19 protein-coding genes and 1 pseudogene are annotated in these 19,742 nt (G+C 65.2%); 7 read left to right on the top strand and 13 right to left on the bottom strand.

The genetic code is table 11. From position 1 onward, the window contains the following. Window positions 1–138 precede the first annotated feature (138 nt). The 3 genes from AC0L23_RS13720 to AC0L23_RS13710 form a co-directional block, all read right to left on the bottom strand. The gene (locus AC0L23_RS13720) at window positions 139–1,389 is read right to left on the bottom strand and encodes an MFS transporter (protein ID WP_085383819.1); all 1,251 of its coding nucleotides are present in this window, start codon (window positions 1,387–1,389) and stop codon (window positions 139–141) included. 251 nt (window positions 1,390–1,640) lie between these two features. Next, entirely contained in the window at window positions 1,641–2,984 is a 1,344-nt protein-coding gene (gene glmM, locus AC0L23_RS13715) for a phosphoglucosamine mutase (protein ID WP_085348797.1), read from the bottom strand. 220 nt (window positions 2,985–3,204) lie between these two features. Continuing rightward, the gene (locus tag AC0L23_RS13710) at window positions 3,205–3,372 is read right to left on the bottom strand and encodes a hypothetical protein (protein WP_162847257.1); all 168 of its coding nucleotides are present in this window, start codon (window positions 3,370–3,372) and stop codon (window positions 3,205–3,207) included. 134 nt (window positions 3,373–3,506) lie between these two features. On the opposite strand from AC0L23_RS13710, the gene AC0L23_RS13705 reads away from it, so the two are divergent. Next, entirely contained in the window at window positions 3,507–4,643 is a 1,137-nt protein-coding gene (locus AC0L23_RS13705) for an alpha-hydroxy acid oxidase (protein ID WP_018453552.1), read from the top strand. A gap of 116 nt (window positions 4,644–4,759) precedes the next feature. On the opposite strand, the gene AC0L23_RS13700 is transcribed toward AC0L23_RS13705, so the two are convergent. The 8 genes from AC0L23_RS13700 to AC0L23_RS13665 form a co-directional block, all read right to left on the bottom strand. Further along, complete coding sequence (locus AC0L23_RS13700) at window positions 4,760–5,383, bottom strand: single stranded DNA-binding domain-containing protein (RefSeq protein ID WP_026232553.1); 624 nt, start codon at window positions 5,381–5,383, stop codon at window positions 4,760–4,762. Between the two features lie 15 nt (window positions 5,384–5,398). Continuing rightward, entirely contained in the window at window positions 5,399–6,025 is a 627-nt protein-coding gene (locus AC0L23_RS13695) for a hypothetical protein (RefSeq protein WP_085360564.1), read from the bottom strand. A 66-nt stretch (window positions 6,026–6,091) separates the two neighbouring features. Further along, the gene (locus tag AC0L23_RS13690; RefSeq protein ID WP_085383817.1) at window positions 6,092–6,925 is read right to left on the bottom strand and encodes a shikimate dehydrogenase; all 834 of its coding nucleotides are present in this window, start codon (window positions 6,923–6,925) and stop codon (window positions 6,092–6,094) included. Between the two features lie 94 nt (window positions 6,926–7,019). After that, window positions 7,020–8,774: a SulP family inorganic anion transporter gene (locus tag AC0L23_RS13685; protein ID WP_085360568.1), complete on the bottom strand. Its 1,755-nt coding sequence runs from the start codon at window positions 8,772–8,774 to the stop codon at window positions 7,020–7,022. Window positions 8,775–8,883: 109 nt separating this feature from the next. Then, window positions 8,884–9,156, bottom strand: a complete 273-nt coding sequence (locus tag AC0L23_RS13680) for a helix-turn-helix domain-containing protein (protein WP_007614761.1) — start codon at window positions 9,154–9,156, stop codon at window positions 8,884–8,886. Window positions 9,157–9,514: 358 nt separating this feature from the next. Beyond that, the gene (locus tag AC0L23_RS13675) at window positions 9,515–11,563 is read right to left on the bottom strand and encodes an elongation factor G (RefSeq protein ID WP_085360570.1); all 2,049 of its coding nucleotides are present in this window, start codon (window positions 11,561–11,563) and stop codon (window positions 9,515–9,517) included. Between the two features lie 168 nt (window positions 11,564–11,731). Continuing rightward, on the bottom strand, window positions 11,732–12,211 hold the full coding sequence (locus tag AC0L23_RS13670) for a DUF992 domain-containing protein (RefSeq protein ID WP_085360572.1): 480 nt from the start codon (window positions 12,209–12,211) through the stop codon (window positions 11,732–11,734). A gap of 160 nt (window positions 12,212–12,371) precedes the next feature. Further along, on the bottom strand, window positions 12,372–13,574 hold the full coding sequence (locus tag AC0L23_RS13665; RefSeq protein ID WP_007596745.1) for a pyridoxal phosphate-dependent aminotransferase: 1,203 nt from the start codon (window positions 13,572–13,574) through the stop codon (window positions 12,372–12,374). 634 nt (window positions 13,575–14,208) lie between these two features. On the opposite strand from AC0L23_RS13665, the gene AC0L23_RS13660 reads away from it, so the two are divergent. The 6 genes from AC0L23_RS13660 (at window position 14,209) to AC0L23_RS13635 (ending at window position 18,103) form a co-directional block, all read left to right on the top strand. Continuing rightward, the gene (locus tag AC0L23_RS13660; RefSeq protein ID WP_018453545.1) at window positions 14,209–14,859 is read left to right on the top strand and encodes a glutathione S-transferase family protein; all 651 of its coding nucleotides are present in this window, start codon (window positions 14,209–14,211) and stop codon (window positions 14,857–14,859) included. 155 nt (window positions 14,860–15,014) lie between these two features. Next, the gene (locus AC0L23_RS13655; RefSeq protein WP_007614766.1) at window positions 15,015–15,191 is read left to right on the top strand and encodes a hypothetical protein; all 177 of its coding nucleotides are present in this window, start codon (window positions 15,015–15,017) and stop codon (window positions 15,189–15,191) included. Window positions 15,192–15,228: 37 nt separating this feature from the next. Continuing rightward, entirely contained in the window at window positions 15,229–15,423 is a 195-nt protein-coding gene (locus tag AC0L23_RS13650) for a hypothetical protein (protein ID WP_018453544.1), read from the top strand. A 129-nt stretch (window positions 15,424–15,552) separates the two neighbouring features. Beyond that, window positions 15,553–16,365 (top strand): PAS-domain containing protein, encoded by an 813-nt coding sequence (locus tag AC0L23_RS13645; protein WP_085360574.1) that lies wholly within the window; start codon window positions 15,553–15,555, stop codon window positions 16,363–16,365. A gap of 66 nt (window positions 16,366–16,431) precedes the next feature. Next, window positions 16,432–16,887 carry a GNAT family N-acetyltransferase gene (locus tag AC0L23_RS13640; protein ID WP_085348803.1) on the top strand — a complete coding sequence of 152 codons (456 nt, stop codon included), beginning with the start codon at window positions 16,432–16,434 and terminating at the stop codon, window positions 16,885–16,887. Window positions 16,888–17,161: 274 nt separating this feature from the next. Further along, a complete protein-coding gene (locus tag AC0L23_RS13635; protein WP_018453541.1) occupies window positions 17,162–18,103 on the top strand; it encodes an aldo/keto reductase in 942 nt (313 codons plus the stop codon). Window positions 18,104–18,121: 18 nt separating this feature from the next. On the opposite strand, the gene hmuQ is transcribed toward AC0L23_RS13635, so the two are convergent. Next, on the bottom strand, window positions 18,122–18,445 hold the full coding sequence (gene hmuQ, locus AC0L23_RS13630; RefSeq protein WP_007596764.1) for a heme-degrading protein HmuQ: 324 nt from the start codon (window positions 18,443–18,445) through the stop codon (window positions 18,122–18,124). 187 nt (window positions 18,446–18,632) lie between these two features. Then, window positions 18,633–19,741: pseudogene (locus AC0L23_RS13625) on the bottom strand (DUF1501 domain-containing protein). Window position 19,742 lies beyond the last annotated feature (1 nt).

The raw sequence follows: 19,742 nt of genomic DNA, 5'->3' as shown, positions 1-19,742 counted from the left end.
CCTAATTTTTAAGGTTGATTTTTTCTCAACTCGGACGCGCGGGCGGCGCGAGCGTTGCAAAAATGCAGCGCCAAATGCGACGCCGTCGCCGCATTTCCTAACGATGTATGAAGCCGCGTTGCAGCAAGTCAGGATATGTTAACGCGCGTGCCGCGGCAGCTTGGGCAGGAACACCGCAAGCAGGCCGATCGCCGGCAGATAGGCGCAAACCTGGTAGACGAACGCGATCGAGGTGTGGTCCGCGAGCTTGCCGAGCACGGCGGCGCCCAGGCCGCCGATGCCGAAGGCGACACCGAAGAACACGCCGGAGATCATGCCGAAGCGGTGCGGGACCAGCTCCTGCGCGAACACGATGATCGACGACGTCGTCGAGGAGATGATCAGGCCGATGATCACGGACAGCACCGCGCTCGCATAGAGCCCGGCATAGGGCAGCGCCAGCGTGAACGGCAGCGCCCCCAGGATCGAGATCCAGATCACGATCTTGCGGCCGAAGCGATCGCCCAGGGGACCACCGAGAAAAGCGCCGACCGCGTTCGCTGCGAGGAAAATGAAGAGATACATCTGCGCGGCTTGCGTCGACACGCCGAAGCGGTCGATCAGATAGAAGATGTAGTAGCTCGACAGGCTCGAGACGTAGAGCTGCTTCGAGAACAGCAGCGCGACCAGCACGAGGAGCGCAACGACGACGCGACGCGAATTCGGCGCGTCGGGATGGGCTTGATCCACCGCCGTCTTCTTCGCCTTGATCTGCGGTTCGTACCAGCGGCCGATGCGCCAGAGGATGAGGATCGCAAGGAAGGCGATCGAGGAGAACCAGGCGATGCTGCCCTGCCCGAACGGCACGACGATGAGCGCGGCGAGCACCGGTCCCATCGAGGTGCCAAAACTGCCGCCGAGCTGGAACACCGATTGCGCAAAACCGTAGCGGCCGCCGGAGGCGAGCCGCGCGATGCGCGCCGACTCCGGGTGAAACACCGCCGAGCCGAGGCCGACCAGAGCGGCTGCGACGAGGATGACGAGATATTGGTGGGCGGCGCTGAGCAGCAACAGACCGAAGAAGGTCGAGGCCATGCCGATCGACAGCGAATAGGGCTGCGCCTTCTTGTCGGTGTAGTGGCCGACCACCGGCTGGAGCAGCGAGGCCGTGAACTGGAAGGCCAGCGTGATCATGCCGATCTGCGCGAAGTCGAGCGCATAGGTGTCCTTCAGGATCGGATACACCGAGGCGATCAGCGACTGCATGGTGTCGTTGAGGAAGTGCGAGAAGCTGATGCCGGCCAGCACGACATAGGCCGGCCCCGCGGCACCTTTGGCGCCGGGCTCGACGTCGCTGACGAGGACGGGCTCCGTCAGTGTTTCCTCTGAGACGACGACAGGCTTGTTCACTGGAGCATCCCGGCGGGCGCGGCAGATTGCCGCGACAAGCTAGTTACGATGCGCGCGGCGACCGATCCACCGCCAAACACCCATGGCTGGAATGCGCTTCGCCAGATTTCGCGGCCAAACTGCGGCCTGCATGGTTCGAGACGCCCGCCTGTGGCGGGCTCCTCACCATGAGGGTCTACGTCTTCGCCTGGAAGCAAAACCTCATCCTGAGGAGCCCGCGAAAGCGGGCATCTCGAAGGATGGCTGCGAGTTCAGGCCGCGGCGTTCCCGAGCGCCGAGACGATGGTATCGACGACGTCCTCGACCAGGATGCGATCCTCGCCCTCGCCCATGACGCGGATCACCGGCTCGGTGCCGGAGGAGCGGATCAGCAGGCGGCCGTGGCCGTTGAGCCGCTGCTCGCCGTCGGAGATCGCCGACTTGACGTCGGAATTGTCGAGCGGCTTGCCGCCTTTATAACGGACGTTCTTCAGGATCTGCGGCAGCGGATCGAAGCGGTGGCAGACTTCCGACACCGGCCGGCGCAGCTTCTGCACCACGGCAAGCACCTGCAATGCGGCCACGAAGCCGTCCCCGGTGGTGGCGTAGTCGGACAGGATGATGTGGCCGGACTGCTCGCCACCGAGATTGTAGCCGCCGTTCAGCATCTGCTCGAGCACGTAGCGATCGCCGACCGGCGTGCGCACGAGATCGAGCCCCTGCGCATTGAGGAATCGCTCGAGCCCGAGGTTCGACATCACGGTGGCGACGATGCCCGATCGCGACAGCCGACCGTCTTCCTTCCAGCTCTGCGCGATCACCGCGAGCAGCTGGTCGCCGTCGACGATGTGGCCGCGCTCGTCGACCAGGATGACGCGATCGGCGTCACCGTCGAGCGCGATACCGATGTCGGCGCGCATCTCGCGCACCTTCTTCGACAGCGCTTCGGGCGAGGTGGAGCCGCATTCCTTGTTGATGTTGAAGCCGTCGGGCTCGACCCCGATCGGAATCACGTCGGCACCCAGCTCCCACAGCGCTTCCGGCACCACCTTGTAGGCGGCGCCATTGGCGCAATCGACCACGACGCGCAAGCCGTCGAGCGACAGATCGCGCGGCAGCGTGCGCTTGGCGAATTCGATGTAGCGGTCATGCACGCCGTCGATGCGGCGGGCGCGGCCGAGACTGGCGCTCTGGGCGAGACGCTTGTCGATGGGCTCATCGAGCAGCTGCTCGATCTGCTTCTCGACGTCGTCGGAGAGCTTGAAGCCCTGCGGCCCGAACAGCTTGATGCCGTTGTCCTCGAACAGATTATGCGAGGCGGAGATCATCACGCCGAGATCGGCGCGCATCGACTTGGTCAGCATCGCGACCGCCGGCGTCGGCATCGGGCCGACCAGCAGCACGTCCATGCCGACCGAAGTGAAGCCCGCGACCATCGCGTATTCGATCATGTAGCCGGACAGGCGGGTGTCCTTGCCGATCACGACCCTGTGGCGGTGGTCACCGCGCTGAAACGCCAGGCCTGCGGCCTGGCCGACCTTGAGCGCGAGCTCCGGCGTGATCAGTCCGTTGGCGCGGCCCCGGATCCCGTCCGTCCCGAAATATTTGCGGCTCATATCGTCCCCCACGCAACAACCAGGGATCCCCAGCGCAACCTCCGGGTGCCCAAGCGGGACCCGCATCCCTGATTTGCTGAGGTCTTATAGAGCCATCACGGCTAACTTGGCTTCAAAAAATATGATGAATCATTACGGAACCGGGCGGCTCCCGGCCCCAATAACGTCTTGTTAACATTATATTTCCGTTGAAGATACTGGAACAGGGCGGAACCGGCACCTAGTCCGAGCGCTTCACATGGCCGTCCGCGCGGCCCGGCGCCGGCTGGGTGACACTGACGGGATCGGAGCCCGGAAAGGTCTCTTCCAGACCCTCCTCCAGCGCTTCCTCGAGATCATGCTTCTCCTTGATCTCCTCCGGCGTCGGTCCGGTGTGCGGCCTGGTCATGGCGCCCTCCTCTCCACAAAGGATTTGCAAACGATTTGGCTGTGCATCCAACCATGCTAGATGACCCCTCGATCTTCCGATGCAAGAGTCTTCCCATACAAGACTCTTCCGACAAGACGGGCCGGGAAACGTTCATGAAGCACATCACCTGTATCGACGATCTTCGCACACTGCATCAGCGCCGCGTGCCGAAGGCGTTCTTCGATTATTGCGACCGCGGCTCCTACGCCGAGGAAACGCTGCGCGCCAACCGCGAAGACATGCAGGCGATCAAGTTCCGCCAGCGCATTCTGGTCGACGTCTCCAAACGCGACACCGCGACCACGATCCTCGGCGAGCCCTCGACCATGCCGCTGATCCTCGCGCCGGTGGGCCTGCTCGGCATGCAGCATGGCGATGGCGAGATCCATGCCTGCCGTGCCGCGCAAGCGGCCGGTATCCCGTTCACGCAGTCGACGATGTCGATCTGCTCGATCGAGGACATCGCGGCCAATGTCGAGAAGCCGTTCTGGTTCCAGCTCTACGTGATGAAGGACCGCGGCTTCATCAAGGAGTTGATCCAGCGCGCGATCGCGGCGAAATGCTCCGCGCTGGTGCTGACCGTCGATCTCCAGGTCATCGGCCAGCGCCACCAGGACATCAAGAACGGCATGACGATCCCCCCCGAGTGGACGATGTCTAAATTTCTGGATTTCGCCACAAAGCCCGCGTGGGTCTCCGGCGTGCTGCGGGGCAAGCGCCGTACCTTCGGCAACATCGCCGGCCACGTGAAGAACACCGAGGACCTCAATCGCCTCGCCGAATGGACCGCCTCGCAGTTCGACACGTCGTTGAACTGGAAGGACGTCGAGTGGGTCCGCAGCATCTGGCCGGGCAAGCTGATCATCAAGGGCATTCTGGACGTCGAGGACGCCGAGGAAGCCGCCAAGACCGGCGCGCAGGCTCTCGTCGTCTCGAACCATGGCGGCCGTCAGCTCGACGGCGCGCCGTCATCGATCGAGGTGCTGCCCGAGATCGCCGAGGCGGTCGGTGACAGGATGGAGATCATGTTCGACGGCGGCATCCGCTCCGGCCAGGACGTGATGCGCGCGCTCGCGCTCGGCGCGAAGTCCTGCATGATCGGCCGCGCCTACGCCTATGGCCTTGGCGCCGGCGGCCAGGCCGGCGTCGCCAAGGCGATCGACATCATCCAGAAGGAGCTGCTCACCACCATGGGCCTGTGCGGCGTCAACCGGATTGACGAAATCGACGAACATATCATCGCGATGTGAACCGCAGCGGCAGTGCCGTAGGGCGGGCAAAGCGAAGCGTGCCCACCAATTCGCAAATCGTAGGGTGGGCACGGCGCTTCGCGCCTTTGCCCACCCTAAGATTTCAGCGTTCGCCCTCACATCGGCGGCGTCACCCCGTCGCGGCCGACATTCACCCGGTTGGCCTCAAGCGAACCATCGTCCTTCTTCACCGCGCCGAAAATGATCAGCTTGGCGCCGGGCTTGAGCTCGGATTTGTCGCTGGCGACGAAGGTGACGATCGGCGTGTCCGGCGGCACCACGACTTTCTTCTCGCCGTCCTTGTACTTGACCGTGATGTTCTGGCCGTCGGTGCCCTTCACCGTCTGCGCCACGGTGGCGTTGGTCATGGTCGAGTTGGCGCGCGCGTCCCAGGGACGAAAACCTTCGGCCGCGCCGCGCTGGTTTTCGGGGAAGATGTGCACCGCGATCGCCTTCTGGGTGCCGTCGGGCTCGGGCAGGCCGGTGACGCCGATATAGGAGCCGTCCTTGATCTCCGACAACGACGTCTTCACCACCGCGAAGACGGCGACGTTGTCGGTCATGCGCACCTTCACGTCGGTTCCTTCGCGGGTCTTGATGCCGAGCGTGTTGCCGTCGACGCTCTCGATGGTGCCGCGGATGCGGACCGTCGGCGTCTGCTGCGCCAGGGCGGATGACGTGACGATGCAGGCGGCGAACGCGGCCACGCCGAGGCGTGATATCCAGGTTCTCTTCGACATGTTGTTATTCTCCATTTACATCGGCGGCGTCAGGCCGTCGCGGCCGACGCTGACGCGGTTGGTTTCGAATGAGCCGTCCGGCAGCTGCTTCATGAAGGCGATCACCTTGGCGCCGGCCTTCAGATCGGATCTGTCGCCGGGGACAAAGGTCACCACCGGCGTATTGTCGGCGACGAACACCTTCTTCTCGCCGTCCTTGTACTTGACCAGCAGCGTATGGCCGTCATTGCCGACCACGCTCTCCGACACGGTCGCATTGGTCATGCTGGAATTGGGCTTGAGGTCATAGGGTCGCGAGCCCTCGCCGGTGCCGCGCATGCTCTCCGGAAACACGTGCACCTCGACCGCGTTCGCGCCTCCGTCCGGTCCCGGCACGGTGGTGGCGCCGACGAAGGAGCCGGGCTTGATGTCGGCAAGTGAAATCCTGGTAATGCCCGACACGTTCACGTCGGAGGCGATGTGCAGCTTGACATCCTCGCCGCTGCGCGCCTTGACCTGAATCGTGTCGCCATTGACGCTTTCGATCGTGCCTCGCACGCGCGTCGGCACCGGCGCCCTTTGCGCAAGGGCCGAGAGGGTCGAGACGGCCACCATCGCGACGGCGATGAGCGGACGTGTGAAAGTTGCACGTTGAACAGACATGATGGTCTCCGATTGCGCCCTATTGTCCCTACGGACATAGAACTCCGGAGATTACGCGCTATTCTCTCAAGTCTTTGTGAGATCGGCCTCGACCAGCGCACGCAGCTCGGCCGTGACCTGCGGCCGCTGGCCGAACCACAGCTCGAAGCCGCGGACCGCCTGATGCAGCAGCATGCCGAGCCCGTCGGCGGTCTTCAACCCGCGCGCCTGTGCGGCCGCCAGCAGCGGCGTCACCAGCGGGACATAGACGAGATCGGCGATCACGGCGCCATCCGGCAGGCGCGCCACTTTAAGGTCGAGTGAAGGCTGACCGTGCATGCCGAGCGAGGTCGTGTTCACGAGAAGTTTTGCACGCGGCAGAATGTGGTCGATGCCATCCCACGCAACAGGATGCACCTTCGGCCCGAACTGCCTTGCAAGCATCTCGGCCCGGCCGACGGTGCGATTGGCGAGATGGACGCGCTTGATGCCGCGTTCAAGCAACCCGAACACGATGGCGCGCGAGGAGCCGCCGGCGCCGAGCACCAGCGCCTCGCTGGCTGCGTCCCAGCCGGGCGCGCTGGCATCGAGATTGCCGATAAAGCCCTCGACGTCGGTGTTGGTCGAGCGCAGCTCGCCGTCCGCAAACCACAGCGTGTTGGCCGCACCGACCGCTCGCGCGCGGGCATCGGGCGTCGACAGCTCGAGCACGCCTTCCTTGTGCGGGATGGTGACGTTGGCGCCGACGAAGCCGCGCAGCGACAGCCGCAGGACGAAGTCACGCAAATTATCGGGTGGAACCGCCTCGATGACATAGCCGCCCTCGATCCCGAGCGTGCGCAGCCAGTATCGATGGATCAGCGGCGAGCGCGAATGCGCGGCCGGCCATCCGATCAGACAGGCTGCGGGAGCCTTGGTCACGGTCGTCCTCCCCTGGGGTGGTTTCGGAGGCGATCCATTTCGCGTCCCGCAGGCGCTGTCAAGCGCGCGGGGCCGTCTCGGGAGAGGCTCGACGTCAGGTCGTGCCCGCCTCACCACCCGCGGGCAGCGCCGCGCCGCCCTTGATGTCGGCGACCGCACGCGCGATGGTCTCGCGATAGCGCGCGCGTGGCGGCGTGACGCCATGGGTGAGCAGCGCACGGCGGACCGCAGGCGACGCCCCTGTGATGAACAGCCGGATGCCCTGGCGGTGGGCCTTGGCGGCGACGCGGCCGAGCACGTTGGCCGCGGTCGAATCCAGGAACGGCACGTCGGCGAAATCGACCACAAAACCCTTGCGCTTGTCGGCGATGCCGTCGAGCACGCTGCCGATCGCCGAGGCCGCGCCGAAGAAGAACGCGCCGGTGATGCGATAGACCAGCACGTCGCGATCGACCGCGAGTGCGGGGTCGTAAGGCACGCGCCCGCCATTATCATCATCGGGACGATCGGCGGCCACCAGTGGCGATCGTTCCTCGATGCCCGTCATTTCCGCCATGCGATGGATGAACAGGACCGCGCCAAGCGCGAAGCCAACCAGAATGCCCTCGGTCAGATCGCGGAAGATGGTGAGCAGGAAGGTTGCGAGCAGCACGACGGCATCGCCCCATGACGAGCGAAGGAGCGTCGCGAATTCGTGCTTCTCCGCCATGGTCCAGGCCACCACGACGAGCACGGCGGCGAGCGCGGCCAGCGGGATGTAGCTCGCGAGCGGCGCTGCGATCAGCATGAACAGCAGCAGGAAAACCGAATGCAGCATGCCCGCGAGCGGCCCCCGCGCGCCGGCGCGGATGTTGGTCGCCGTGCGCGCGATCAGCCCCGTGACACAGATGCCGCCGAACACCGCCGCGCCGACATTGGCGGCACCTTGCGCCACCAGCTCGCAATTGGAGCGGTGACGGCGTCCGGTCATGCCGTCGGCCACCACCGCCGACAGCAGCGATTCGATGGCGGCGAGCAGTGCGAAGGAGATCGCATCGGGCAGCACGGCGGTCGCCTTCGCGAGCGAGAATGCAGGCAAGGCTGGCGAGGGCAGTTCCCGCGGAATGCCGCCGAAGCGCGATCCGACGGTCTCGACCGGCAGCGACAGCACGGCACATGCGACCGCCGCGAGCACGACCGCGATCAGGATACCGGGCCAGGACGGCAGCCAGCGTCGCAGGCCGGCGATGATGGCAATGCTGACGATCGCAGCCGCGACGGCCGACGGATTGACGGTGTGCAGGCCCCCGGCAAGCGCGACGAGTTTCGGGACGAATTCGCTGGGCTCCTTCGCGAGGAGCGTGATCCCGCCGAGATCGCGCAGCTGGCTGGCGAAGATGATGACGGCGATGCCGGCCGTGAAGCCAACCGTCACAGGATATGGAATGAACTTGATATAGGTGCCGATCCGCAGGAAGCCCGCAGCGATCAGGAACAGGCCCGCCATCAGCGTGGCCAGGACCACGCCGTCAACCCCGTGACGGTCGGCGGTCGCCGCAACCAGCACAATGAAGGCGCCGGCCGGACCGCCGATCTGGAATCGGCTGCCGCCGAGCAGTGACGCAATGAAGCCGCCGACAACAGCGGTGTAGAGTCCGCGGTCCGGCGTCACGCCCGAGGCGATCGCGATCGCCATCGACAACGGCAGCGCGACGATCGCGACCGTGAGGCCCGCGAACACATCGGCACGGAAATCCGATAAGCCATAGCCCTCGCGCCATACGGTGACGAGCTTTGGCAGATAGAGTTCGGTAAAGGTCGGCCGACGAGGCTGGTGCAGCTTGCCTGCGTGTTCGCCTGTGATGCTCATTTCAGCAAAATGCTCCGCTGCCCACAACGCTCCGATGCATCGTGCGGCCGCGTATCGGGGCGCGACGGTGCGTTAGTTAAGACTGCTCCCGAGCATGATCATTGCGGGATCATGCTCCCACCCGACGCGGCGGCCCCGGCTCCTTGAGCCGAACGCCACGTCCGCCGCCTTCGCTGCGCGCCTGTTCGCCGATCAGCTCGACGCCGGCGCGATCAAAGGCTTCGACCACTTTCATCAAGGTCTCGACCACGCCGCGGACATTGCCGGTGCTCGCCTCCATCCGCTGAATGGTCGGCAGCGAAACGCCTGCGAGCTCCGCCAAGGCCCTCTGGTCAATGCCGAGCAGCGCACGCGCTGCCCGCATCTGGAACGACGTGATCACCTTGGCCTCACCTATGAAAGATTATAAATGATGTCTGGAGCATGCACAATGATGTAAAATACATCATAAACGACCGAACGCAAGGGGAAGCTCGCCATGCGAGCCATCCGTCTCCACCGTCGTTGCGAGGAGCGAAGCGACGAAGCAATCCAGAATTCCTCCGCGGAAAGACTGGATTGCTTCCGCCTTCGCTAAAGCTTCGGCGGACAAGTCGCTGCGCTCACAATGACGGTTGGGAGGAGCAGCGTGAGTCCAACCTTCGCCACGCCCATTGTGAAGCCCGTCACCCCACCCCTCTCCCCGTAAGAACGGCGAGAGGGAGTGAGACAGTGATGCGTCCCTTACTTCGGCAGACCGATCACGCCGCGTGCTGATGCGCTGCGATGATCTGGTCGGCGGCGCGCCCCGTGACTTCGGCCATGTGGTCGAACTGGCGGGTGAAGCTGCCGGCGCCTGCCGTGGCCGAGCGCAACTCAACGATCAATTCGCCGATCTCGGCTTCCGGCATCATGGCGCGGACGCAGTCCCATCCGCTCCAGCCGTCGCGGGTGTCAAAGCCGAGGATCTGGCCGCGCCGTGCCGACAGAATCGCATTGATCTTGGCGGTGGCGTCGGTCGGGCAGACGATCTCGACCACATGGATCGGCTCCAGCAGCACCGACTGGCATTGCGGCAGGCCCTCGGTGAGCCCGACCCGCGCCGCCGTGCGGAAGGCGAGGTCGGAGGAATCGACGCTATGATAGGAGCCGTCGGTCAGCGTCACCTGCAAATCGGTGACCGGGAAACCGAGCGGGCCGCGGGCGAGCCCGTCGATGACCCCCTCTTCCACCGCGCCGATGTAGTTGCGCGGCACCGCGCCGCCGACCACCTTCTCGGCGAACTTGAAGCCCTCGCCGCGCGGCAGCGGCCTAATGTCGAGCACGACATCGCCGAACTGGCCATGCCCGCCGGACTGTTTCTTGTGGCGGCCGCGCTGGACGATCGGCTTGCGGATGGTTTCCTGATAGCCGATCGCGGGGGGATGCGAAGCGACCTTGACGCCGAAACGATCGCGCAGCCGCTCGCTCGCGACGCGCAAGTGCATCTCGCCCTGACCCCACAGCACAGTGTCGTGGGTCTGCGCGTTCATCACGAAGACGAGCGAGGGGTCCTCCTCGTGCAGCCGCATCAGTGCCTGGCCGAGCTTGACGTCGTCCTTGCGGTCGGTGGCCGCAACCGAGATCGCGAGCACCGGCGGAGTGGGTTCTACGGCGGTGAGCGCTGCCGGCTGGATCTTGCCGCTCGAGACCGTGTCGCCGGTCTTGATCGGGTCGAGCTTGGCGAGCGCCACCGTATCGCCGGCTTCCGCCGCGGTACGCTTGGTGTCGTAGGCCCCCGTGACGGCGAGGATGCCGGAGATGCGGCTGGCCCCTCCGGAGGAGGATTGCAGCGTGGCACCGTCGTCGAGATGGCCGGCGAGCATGCGCGTCAGCGACAGCTTGCCGCCGTGCTGCGAATGCAACGTCTTGAAGACGAAGCCGAGGGCGTCCCTCGTTTCGGGAACGCCGAGACGTTTTGCCGTTTCCGCGATACCGGGCGCCTCGTGGCGCAACGCTTTCATCAAACGCAGCACGCCGTTTTCGCGTGCGGCGGCGCCCAGCAGCACGGGGCAGATCAGCCCGTCGCGCAATTCGCGGGCGAGATCGTCAAACACGGCATCGCGCGGCGGCTGGATGTCCTCGAGCAGCTGCTCCATCAGCGCATCGTCGTGATCGGCGAGCTTCTCCAGCATCGAAAAGCGGGCCTCCTTCTCGCGATCGAGATCGCCGCCTTGGAGCGCGACCACTTCGGAGGCCTTGTGCTCGCGGTAAATGAACGCACGCTCCAGCGCGAGATCGACGAAGCCCTCGATCAACTCGTCCTTCCAGATCGGGATCTGGCGCAGCACCAGCGGTACGCGCGAGGCGGGCTGGAGCATCTCGAGCGTCTCGCGGATGCGCTTGTTGGCGCGGTCGATCTTGTTGAGGAACAGAAAACGCGGGATCTTCAGCTCCTCCAGCTCGCGCAGGATGATCTGAAGCTGCGGCAGCTTCTTCTCGTCGGCTTCGCAGACCACGATTGCGGCATCGACCGCGGGCAGCGCGGCGCGCATGTCGTGGGCAAATTCGACGGAACCGGGACAATCGAGGAAGGTGTAGCTGTCGCCCATGAAACTCGTGGTGACGGCAGTCAGCCCGACGGTCATCTTGTGATGACGGGCCTCTGGCGTGGCGTCGCCGACGGAGGTTCCGGCATCGACGCTGCCGGCGCGCGGGATTGCGCCCGTTCGCGCCAGGATGGCTTCGAGAAGTGTGGTTTTACCGCTTTGGAAAGGGCCCACCAGCGCGATGCACCGTGGACCTCGGGGACTTCTGACGTCTTGTCCCATTCGCCGCCTCCTTGGTGTGGAGCTCGGCCCATGATTGGGTCGGCAAACGCTGATGCTCTGCCCGTCCCCGAGATTTGGCAAGCATCAAAAATCGCTGCGGTGCGTCGTCGGTATTTCCTCCTCTCCCGGAGAGAGGTTGAGGAGGAGCGCTTCGGCTGGCGCCGAGTCTCAACGTCCCGGGCGGAGTTCCAGGCTCTCGAGACCGGCGGCGACGTTGAGGCCGACCTGGCCCTGCACGCTGAGCGGCTGGAGCGCGATCGAATTGTTGGAGCCGCCGACCAGCACGTTGCCGCCGAGGCCGACACCGACCGAGGCGCTGCCCTGCGCACCGGCGTAGTTGCCGGCGAGGTCGCCCGGGCCGAGCCGGTTCACCGGCGCGAACACGCCCCACGCCAAAGCCGTCTCCTGTGTGATGCCGATATCCAGACCGACCTTGCGGATCGTCGCAACGTAACGGTCGTCCGGCAAACCATCGACGCGCAGCACGCAACCGAGATGGGTCACCGATCCCACGATGAAGCCCACGCTGGCGCCGCCGCGGCATTCGAGCACGCCCACCTGCACCATCCGCGATTGCGCGCTGGCGCCCGCAACGGAGGCGACGAGGCTCGCAACGGCAAGCCCGGCGAGGAGGAGTGAACGGCTCATGAATATCTCCGGCGATGAATGTGATGCGAGCATGGAGGCGCGGCACACGCCGCGCGATGGTCTATGCCACAACAGTTCCGGTGGCGCCAGATCGTGCAGACTTGAAAGAAAAAGGGCCCGCATTGCGCGGGCCCTTTGATGTCACTTCATGTCTGTGAGTTCAGCGCAGATTGCCGCAGAAGCGCTGGATGCGCTTGCAGGCGTCTTCGAGGTCCGAGGTCTTGGTCGCGTAGGAGATGCGGAACGCGGGGCCGAGGCCGAAGGCCGAACCCTGCACCACGGCGACGCCTTCGGTCTCCAGCAGTTCAGTGACGAACGTCTCGTCATTGTCGATCACCTTGCCCGACGGCGCGGTCTTGCCGATGGTGCCGGCGCAGGACGGATAGACGTAGAAGGCGCCCTCGGGCCGCGGGCACTCGATGCCCTTGGCCTGGTTCAGCATGGAGACGACGAGATCGCGGCGCTCCTTGAAGACCTTGTTGTTGGCGGGGATGAAGTCCTGCGGACCGTTCAGCGCCTCAACCGCGGCCCATTGCGCGATCGACGACGGGTTCGAGGTCGACTGCGACTGGATCGTCGACATCGCCTTGATGAGCTGCGCCGGACCGCCGGCATAGCCGATGCGCCAGCCGGTCATGCAATAGGCCTTCGACACGCCGTTCACGGTGAGCGTGCGGTCGTAGAGTTTCGGCTCGACCTGCGCGACCGTGGTGAACTGGAAGTCGTCATAGACGAGGTGCTCGTACATGTCGTCGGTCATCACCCACACATGCGGATGCTTGACCAGCACGTCGGTGAGCGCCTTCAGCTCGGTCCTGGTGTAGGCAGCTCCCGTCGGGTTCGACGGCGAGCACAGGATCACCCATTTGGTCTTCGGCGTGATCGCGCGCTCGAGTGCCTCGGCCTGGAGCTTGAAGCCGGTCGCGGCGGTGCAGACCACCGGCACCGGCTCGCCGCCGGCGAGCGCCACCATCTCGGGATAGCTGACCCAGTACGGCGCGGGGATGATCACCTCGTCGCCCGGATTGATGGTTGCCATCAGCGCGTTGTAGAGCACCTGCTTGCCGCCGGTGCCGACGATGATCTGGTTCGCCTTGTAGACGACGCCGTTCTCGCGCTGAAACTTGGCGATAATGGCTTCCTTCAACTCGGGAATGCCGTCGACCGCGGTGTACTTGGTCTTACCGGCTTCGATGGCGTGGATCGCGGCCAGCTTGATGTTCGCGGGCGTGTCGAAGTCGGGCTCGCCGGCGCCGAGACCGATGACGTTGCGGCCCGCCGCTTTCAGCGCACGTGCTTTATCCGTGACCGCGATGGTCGCGGACGGCTTCACACGGTCGAGCGCAGCGGCAAGGAAGGACATCGTCATCTCCTGACAAGCGTCGTGAACCCTTTGGCTTCACGACTCCGATTGTGGGAATGAACCACCCTAAAACGAGTGCCGTTGCACCGCAAGAAACTTCGGTCCGATCCCGCAAAAGTTTACGTGTCTGGCGTTTCGAGCCGCGATTTCCCGCAATATTCCGTAACTTTGCCGCGCAAACCCCTCATATCCGACAACGCGTGTCCTCGGAGCAATTTTGCGGCCTTCGCGGGCTATGAAACGAGAACGTCGTCATGCCCGGGCCTGTCTCGCCTGCGCGGCCGAAGCCGCTTCGGCGAGGCGAAGGCCCGGGGCATCCACGTTCTTCGTGCCGTGTGCAGCGCGTAGATGGCCGGGACAAGCCGGGCCATGACGATGCGGAAGCTTCAGTGCCCAAGACGCGACCGCGGTGCTCGCACACGATCGCGTCGAGCAACGCACTTGCGCGTTGACGCAAGCGTGAACTGAGTTGGATGGTCGCACGGAAATGATCTTCCGCCGCATTGCAATGCGGTAGGGTTTTCGAGTTTTTCTATTGGCCGGGTCTTGCGGCGGATTCGCATCGGCATCATTGTTTAGCCGCGTTGCGGGGCAACAAGCGCCGCGCTCCCCGTCGTCCGGAATCATCCCCAGAATGTACAAGCTCTATTCGATGCAGCGCTCGGGCAACAGCTACAAGGTCCGCCTTGCGCTGGCGCTGCTGAACTTGCCTTACGAAGCGGTCGAGGTGGACATTCTGCGCGGCGAGAGCCGCACCCCGGACTTCCTGGCCAAGAACCCATCCGGCCAGGTGCCGCTGCTCGAGGTCGGCGACGATCGCTATCTCGCCGAGTCCAACGCCATTCTCTGGTACGTCGCCGTCGGCACGCCGCTCGCGCCGGAGAACCGCATCGATCGCGCCGACGCGCTGCAATGGATGTTCTTCGAGCAGCACGCGCTGGAGCCGAACATCGGCGCGGCCTATTTCTGGCTGTCGCTGGTGAGGGGCGGCCGCGACCTCCAGACTCATTCGCTGGAGGACTGGATGGAGCGCGGCTATGGCGCGCTCCAGGTGATGGAGAATCATCTCAGGACCAACGCCTATTTCGCCGCCCGCCAGCTCACGGTCGCCGACATCGCGCTGTACGGCTATACCCACCTCGCCGACCGCTGCGACTTCGACCTCTCGACCTTCCCGGCGATCCGGGACTGGCTGAAGCGCGTGGAAGCGGCCCCCGGCTACGTCGCAATGGACTGGCGGCCGGCCGACATCGAGGACCCCGCCAGCATCGCTGCTGGTGCCTGAGGGGCGATCACGCTCTGGCAAATAGCGGGCATAAAGGTCACCATTGCCGCAATCTCGCCATTTTCGCTCGATTGGCCGCCGCAATATTGCCGATTGCAACAGTGAAATTGTTCGATGTCGCGGGTGATTCGCTCGCGCGTTGAAGGATTTAGACCATGATTCGGGCGTCCGGCACGGCAGGCTTTCAGGGCCCACCCGCTACCGTTTCGTCTTCCCGGCTGACCAACGCGGTCGCGGCCTCGCTCGCCGTCGCCGCGCTCTCGCTGTGCCTGATCGTCACCCTGACGGTGCTGTCGACCAAGGCGACCATGGCGATGGGTCTGCCGGTCTGATTCCCGCTTCATCCTGGACCCGCCTTCAAGGCGCCGCATGGCCCGCGCCGACCGGCATCGCGACAGGACGTCGATGAAATCACCTGTGGTCATCGTTGCAATCACCCTGACCGCGGCCATCCTGGTCGCGGCATCGCTGTTGATCTTCGTCGGCACGCGCAAGGGCCAGGGGACGTCGAAGCTGAATGCGCCCGCGCTGCAACAACGTCTCAAGCACGCGCACTTGGTCTAAAATCATCCGAAAGCTTTGCGCGAGACCCAAAGCGCACCTTAAGCACACCGCGCGAAACCGCATCGCAATGGCGCAATCTTCGGTCAGTGTTGCCGCCTTACCTCGTTCACGAAGGAGCGAGACAGGCCCATGCGGTTGGGATGGCGTGCGATCTCCGGTCCGGCGCTGACGGCAGCGACTTTGCTGCTGACAATGTTTTTCGATCGCTTCGTCCCCGCTTCCTCCCCCGCGCCGCTGCTCGTCTGCATCGTGGCGCTCGCCGGCGCGCTCTCGGGTCCCGCTTCCGCCGTCGCCAGCGCAGCCATCGCCGTCATCGGCGCGGCACTGCTGCTCCTGAGCCGGCACGGCGTTGCAGGCCTTACCACGGCGGATATGATCCAGCTCGGCCTCCTGGCCGCGACGGCCGCGGGCACCGCAGGCATCACCGGCCTGATGCGCCAGCGGCTGCTCGGCACGTTTGCCGCCGAGCGTCGGAGTCACGCCATCGCCGCGCGGCTGTCGGCCGCGCTCGACCAGGTCGACATCGGCATCGTGCTGCTCGACGCCGAGACGCGCGCCGAATTCATCAACCGCGCGTTCCGCGATTATTTTGCGGTGCCGGACGACATCGCCGACGGCAAGCCGCCGTTCGTCGCGCTGATGTATCACGGCCGCGACACCGGCGCGTTCGAATTGCCCGAGGACGAACTCGGCACCTTCATCGCTCAGCGCATGGAGATGGTCCGGATCGGCGATGCCACGCCGATCAACATCGCCTTGCGCAATGGCGAGGTGTTGCGCTTCGTCTGTGCCGCGCTGCCCGACGGCGGCCGCATGCTGAGCTACACGCCGGTGACCGACCTCGTGCGCCACACCGATGCGCCGTCCCGCGCCGACTACTACCGCTCGCTGCGCGATCCCGCAGGGCGCAAGCTGATCCGGTATCTGCGCGTCGCGGAGTGATGCGCGATTGATCAGCACGTCCATCATCACGTATGAATGACGCCTCATCGATCGCGGGAATTTCATATGTCGCTCACCATTCGCCCCGTCACCAGGCAGGACTACGATCAATGGCTGCCGCTGTGGGACGGCTACAACGCCTTCTACGGCCGCTCCGGTCCGACCGCGCTCTCGCCCGAAATCACGCGCGTGACATGGCAGCGCTTTTTCGATGCCTATGAGCCGGTGCACGGATTGGTCGCCGAGAGTGACGGCCGCCTGCTCGGGATGACGAATTACCTGTTTCACCGCAGCACCACCGCGATCGAGCCGTCCTGCTATCTGCAGGACCTGTTCACGACCGAGGCCGCGCGCGGCAAGGGCGTCGGCTCGGCGCTGATCCACGGCGTCTACGAGCGCGCAAAGCTCGTGGGATCGCCGCGCGTGTACTGGCAGACGCACGAGACCAACGTGACGGCGCAGCGCCTGTACGACAAGGTCGCCGAGCGTTCCGGGTTCATCGTCTATCGCAAGATCTTCTGATCCTCGCGATCGCGCCGCCTGTGGATAACTCTGTCTGTCACCTGCGCGTAACATAGCGGGACTAGGCTGCAGCTGCGTCTGGTCAGCCCCCCGTCACCGATCAAGCGCCCCAAAGCGGTCCCCGTCAGTCGCCGCGTCTGACAGGGGCCGCATTTTTTTGTCGGCAGTCCTTGTCGGCAGCCTTGTCAGCATGGCAGCAACGCGGCGCACGGCTTGCTGCGGCGGGGCACCGCGGTCACAATGCGCCCCTGCCCATCTCCGACGGGGATCTCCCATGGAAATTCGCAATCTCGGCGCCTCCGGCCTGCGCGTGTCTGCGGTCGGGCTTGGCTGCAACAATTTCGGCCAGCGCACGGACCTGGAGACCTCGCGCAAGGTGATCCACGGCGCGCTCGATCTCGGCATCACGCTGTTCGACACCGCCGACATCTATGCCGGCATGGGCGGTTCGGAAACGGTGCTCGGCACCGTGCTCGGCGACCGCCGCAAGGAGATCGTGCTCGCCACCAAATTCTCCAAGCCGATGGCGGCCGACGGAACCAAGCAGGGCGCTTCGCGCCGCTACATCATGAACGCAGTCGAGGCGAGCCTGACGCGGCTCAAGACCGACTACATCGATCTCTATCAGCAGCACGATTACGACCCGCTGACTCCGATGGAGGAGACGCTGCGCGCGCTCGACGATCTCGTCCGTCAAGGCAAGGTGCGCTACATCGGCAATTCCAATTTTCCGGCCTGGCGCCTGGCGGAGGCCGAGTTCACCGCGCGCGCGATGAATGTCAGCCGCTTCGTCTCCTGCCAGGACGAATACAGCCTGCTGGTGCGCGACATCGAAAAAGACCTGCTGCCGGCCGCACAAGAGTACAAGCTCGGCCTGCTGCCGTTCTTCCCGCTCGCAAGCGGGCTGCTCACCGGCAAGTACCAGCGCGGTGCGGCCGCCCCGACCGATACGCGCTTCGGCAAGGTACCGGCACTACGCGACCGCTATGTCACGCCGCGCAACGAGGACATCGTCGAGAAGCTCACGGCATTTGCGAAAGCGCGCGGGCACAGCATGCTCGAGCTCGCCTTCTCCTGGCTCGCCGCGCGCCCGCAAGTGTCGAGCGTGATTGCCGGCGCCACCCGCGTCGCGCAGGTCGAGGAGAACGTGAAGGCGATTGCGTGGAAACTCGGTGCGGAGGAGATGGCGGAGATCGACAAGATCACGCTGGGCTGATCTTTGCGGCGGCGCGCGCTACTTGGCGCCGCGCCCCACCGTCTGCATCACCTCGAAGCCCTCGAACTGGGGATGGCCGAGATAGGTCGGCTTGGTGTCGCCGGCCCGCGCGTGCGCGGCACGAAAGGCATCCGATTTGGTCCAGGCCTCGAACGCCGCATGGTTCGCCCACACCGTGTGCGAGGCGTACAGCGTGTGATCCTCGAGCTCGGGGCCACGCAGCAGATGAAACTCGACGAAGCCCGGCACCTTGTCCAAATGAGTATCGCGCGAAAGCCAGACCTGTTCGAAAGCAGCCTCGGAGCCCTTGGCGACGCGGAAGCGGTTCATGGCGATGTACATGGGTGATGGTCTCCTGACGTTCGGCCGATCATGTCGTCATTCCGGGACGCGCCGCAAGGTGCGGGCCCCGGAATCGTAGGTTAAGCAACCAACCCCTTCATCGGACGTGCGCTTGCGCTATCTGGAAACACCGTCTCGGCCAGCACGCGATCCGACAGGCCGAACTGGCCCTGCAGCACGCCCTTGATCACGGGCGCAGATCGGTGGTGGGCTTGAGGTCGCGGGCCTCGAAAAGGTTGGCGGGCTTGAGGCCGGGCCAGTCGGCGATGACGCGGCCGCCCTTCACCGCGCCGCCGGCGAGCAGCGCGATCGTTCCCGTGCCGTGATCGGTGCCGTCTGTGCCGTTGATGCGCGCGGTGCGGCCGAATTCGGTGGCGACCACGACGACGGTGTCGCGCCAGCGTTCCCCTAAGCCGCTTTCGAACTCGGCGAGCGCACCGTCGAGCCCGCCGAGCAGGAATGCGAGGCGACCGACAGGGCCGCCTTCATTGGCGTGCGTGTCCAGCCATCGAACGCGAGCGCCGCGATGCGCGGGCCGTCGTCGGACGCCATCAGTTTTGCGGCGCCGCGCGCGACCTGCCGCATCTGCGCGACCGCGTTGCCCGGCTTCGGCTTCATGTCGTCGCCGCTCGCGGCCTTTTCCAGCGCAAGGCCCTGCGACAGCACAGCCGCCAGCGCGGGATCGCGGTGACGATAGAGCTCGACCAGACGCATTGCGGTGTCGTCATCGGCTTGCGGCAGCGCCACCGGCGCCCAGCCGACGGTCGGCGCATTGCCGCGCAGCACCAGCGGCGTGGTCGGGCCGACGGCAAGAGCACTCGACACCCGCTCGCCGCGCGGCAGCGCTTCCAGCGCGCGGTTGAGCCAACCGGATTGCACGCGCCCCGGGCCGGCATAGCCGCTTTCGAGCACGTCCTGGCCGTCGAAATGCGAGCGGTCGCGATAGGGCGTCGCGACCGCGTGGATCACCGCGGCGTGCCTGTCGCGATACATGCGTGCGAACTCAGGCATCGCCGGATGCAGCGCAAAGAAAGTATCGAGCATGATCGCGGGATGCGCACCGTCCGCCGTGAGCGCGATCGCCCCGTGCAGGCCGGCATAATCGGGATCGCCGACGGGCGCGACGGTCGAAAGCCCATCAAGCGCGCCGCGCAGGATCACCACGATCAGGCGAGGATCGCGGCCATCCGCGGCGCGCGCGAATTTCGGCAAGTAAGCCCAGGCCGCGAACGAGGCGCCGCCAAGCAGGAGGCCGCGCCGCGAGGTGAGGAGCCGGTTCTCGACGCAGTCGATCATC

It is taken from the genome of Bradyrhizobium sp. MI1.4, assembly GCF_055811315.1.
The sequence above is the reverse complement of the archived record's forward strand: the minus strand, read 5'-3'. Positions and strand labels throughout refer to the sequence as shown.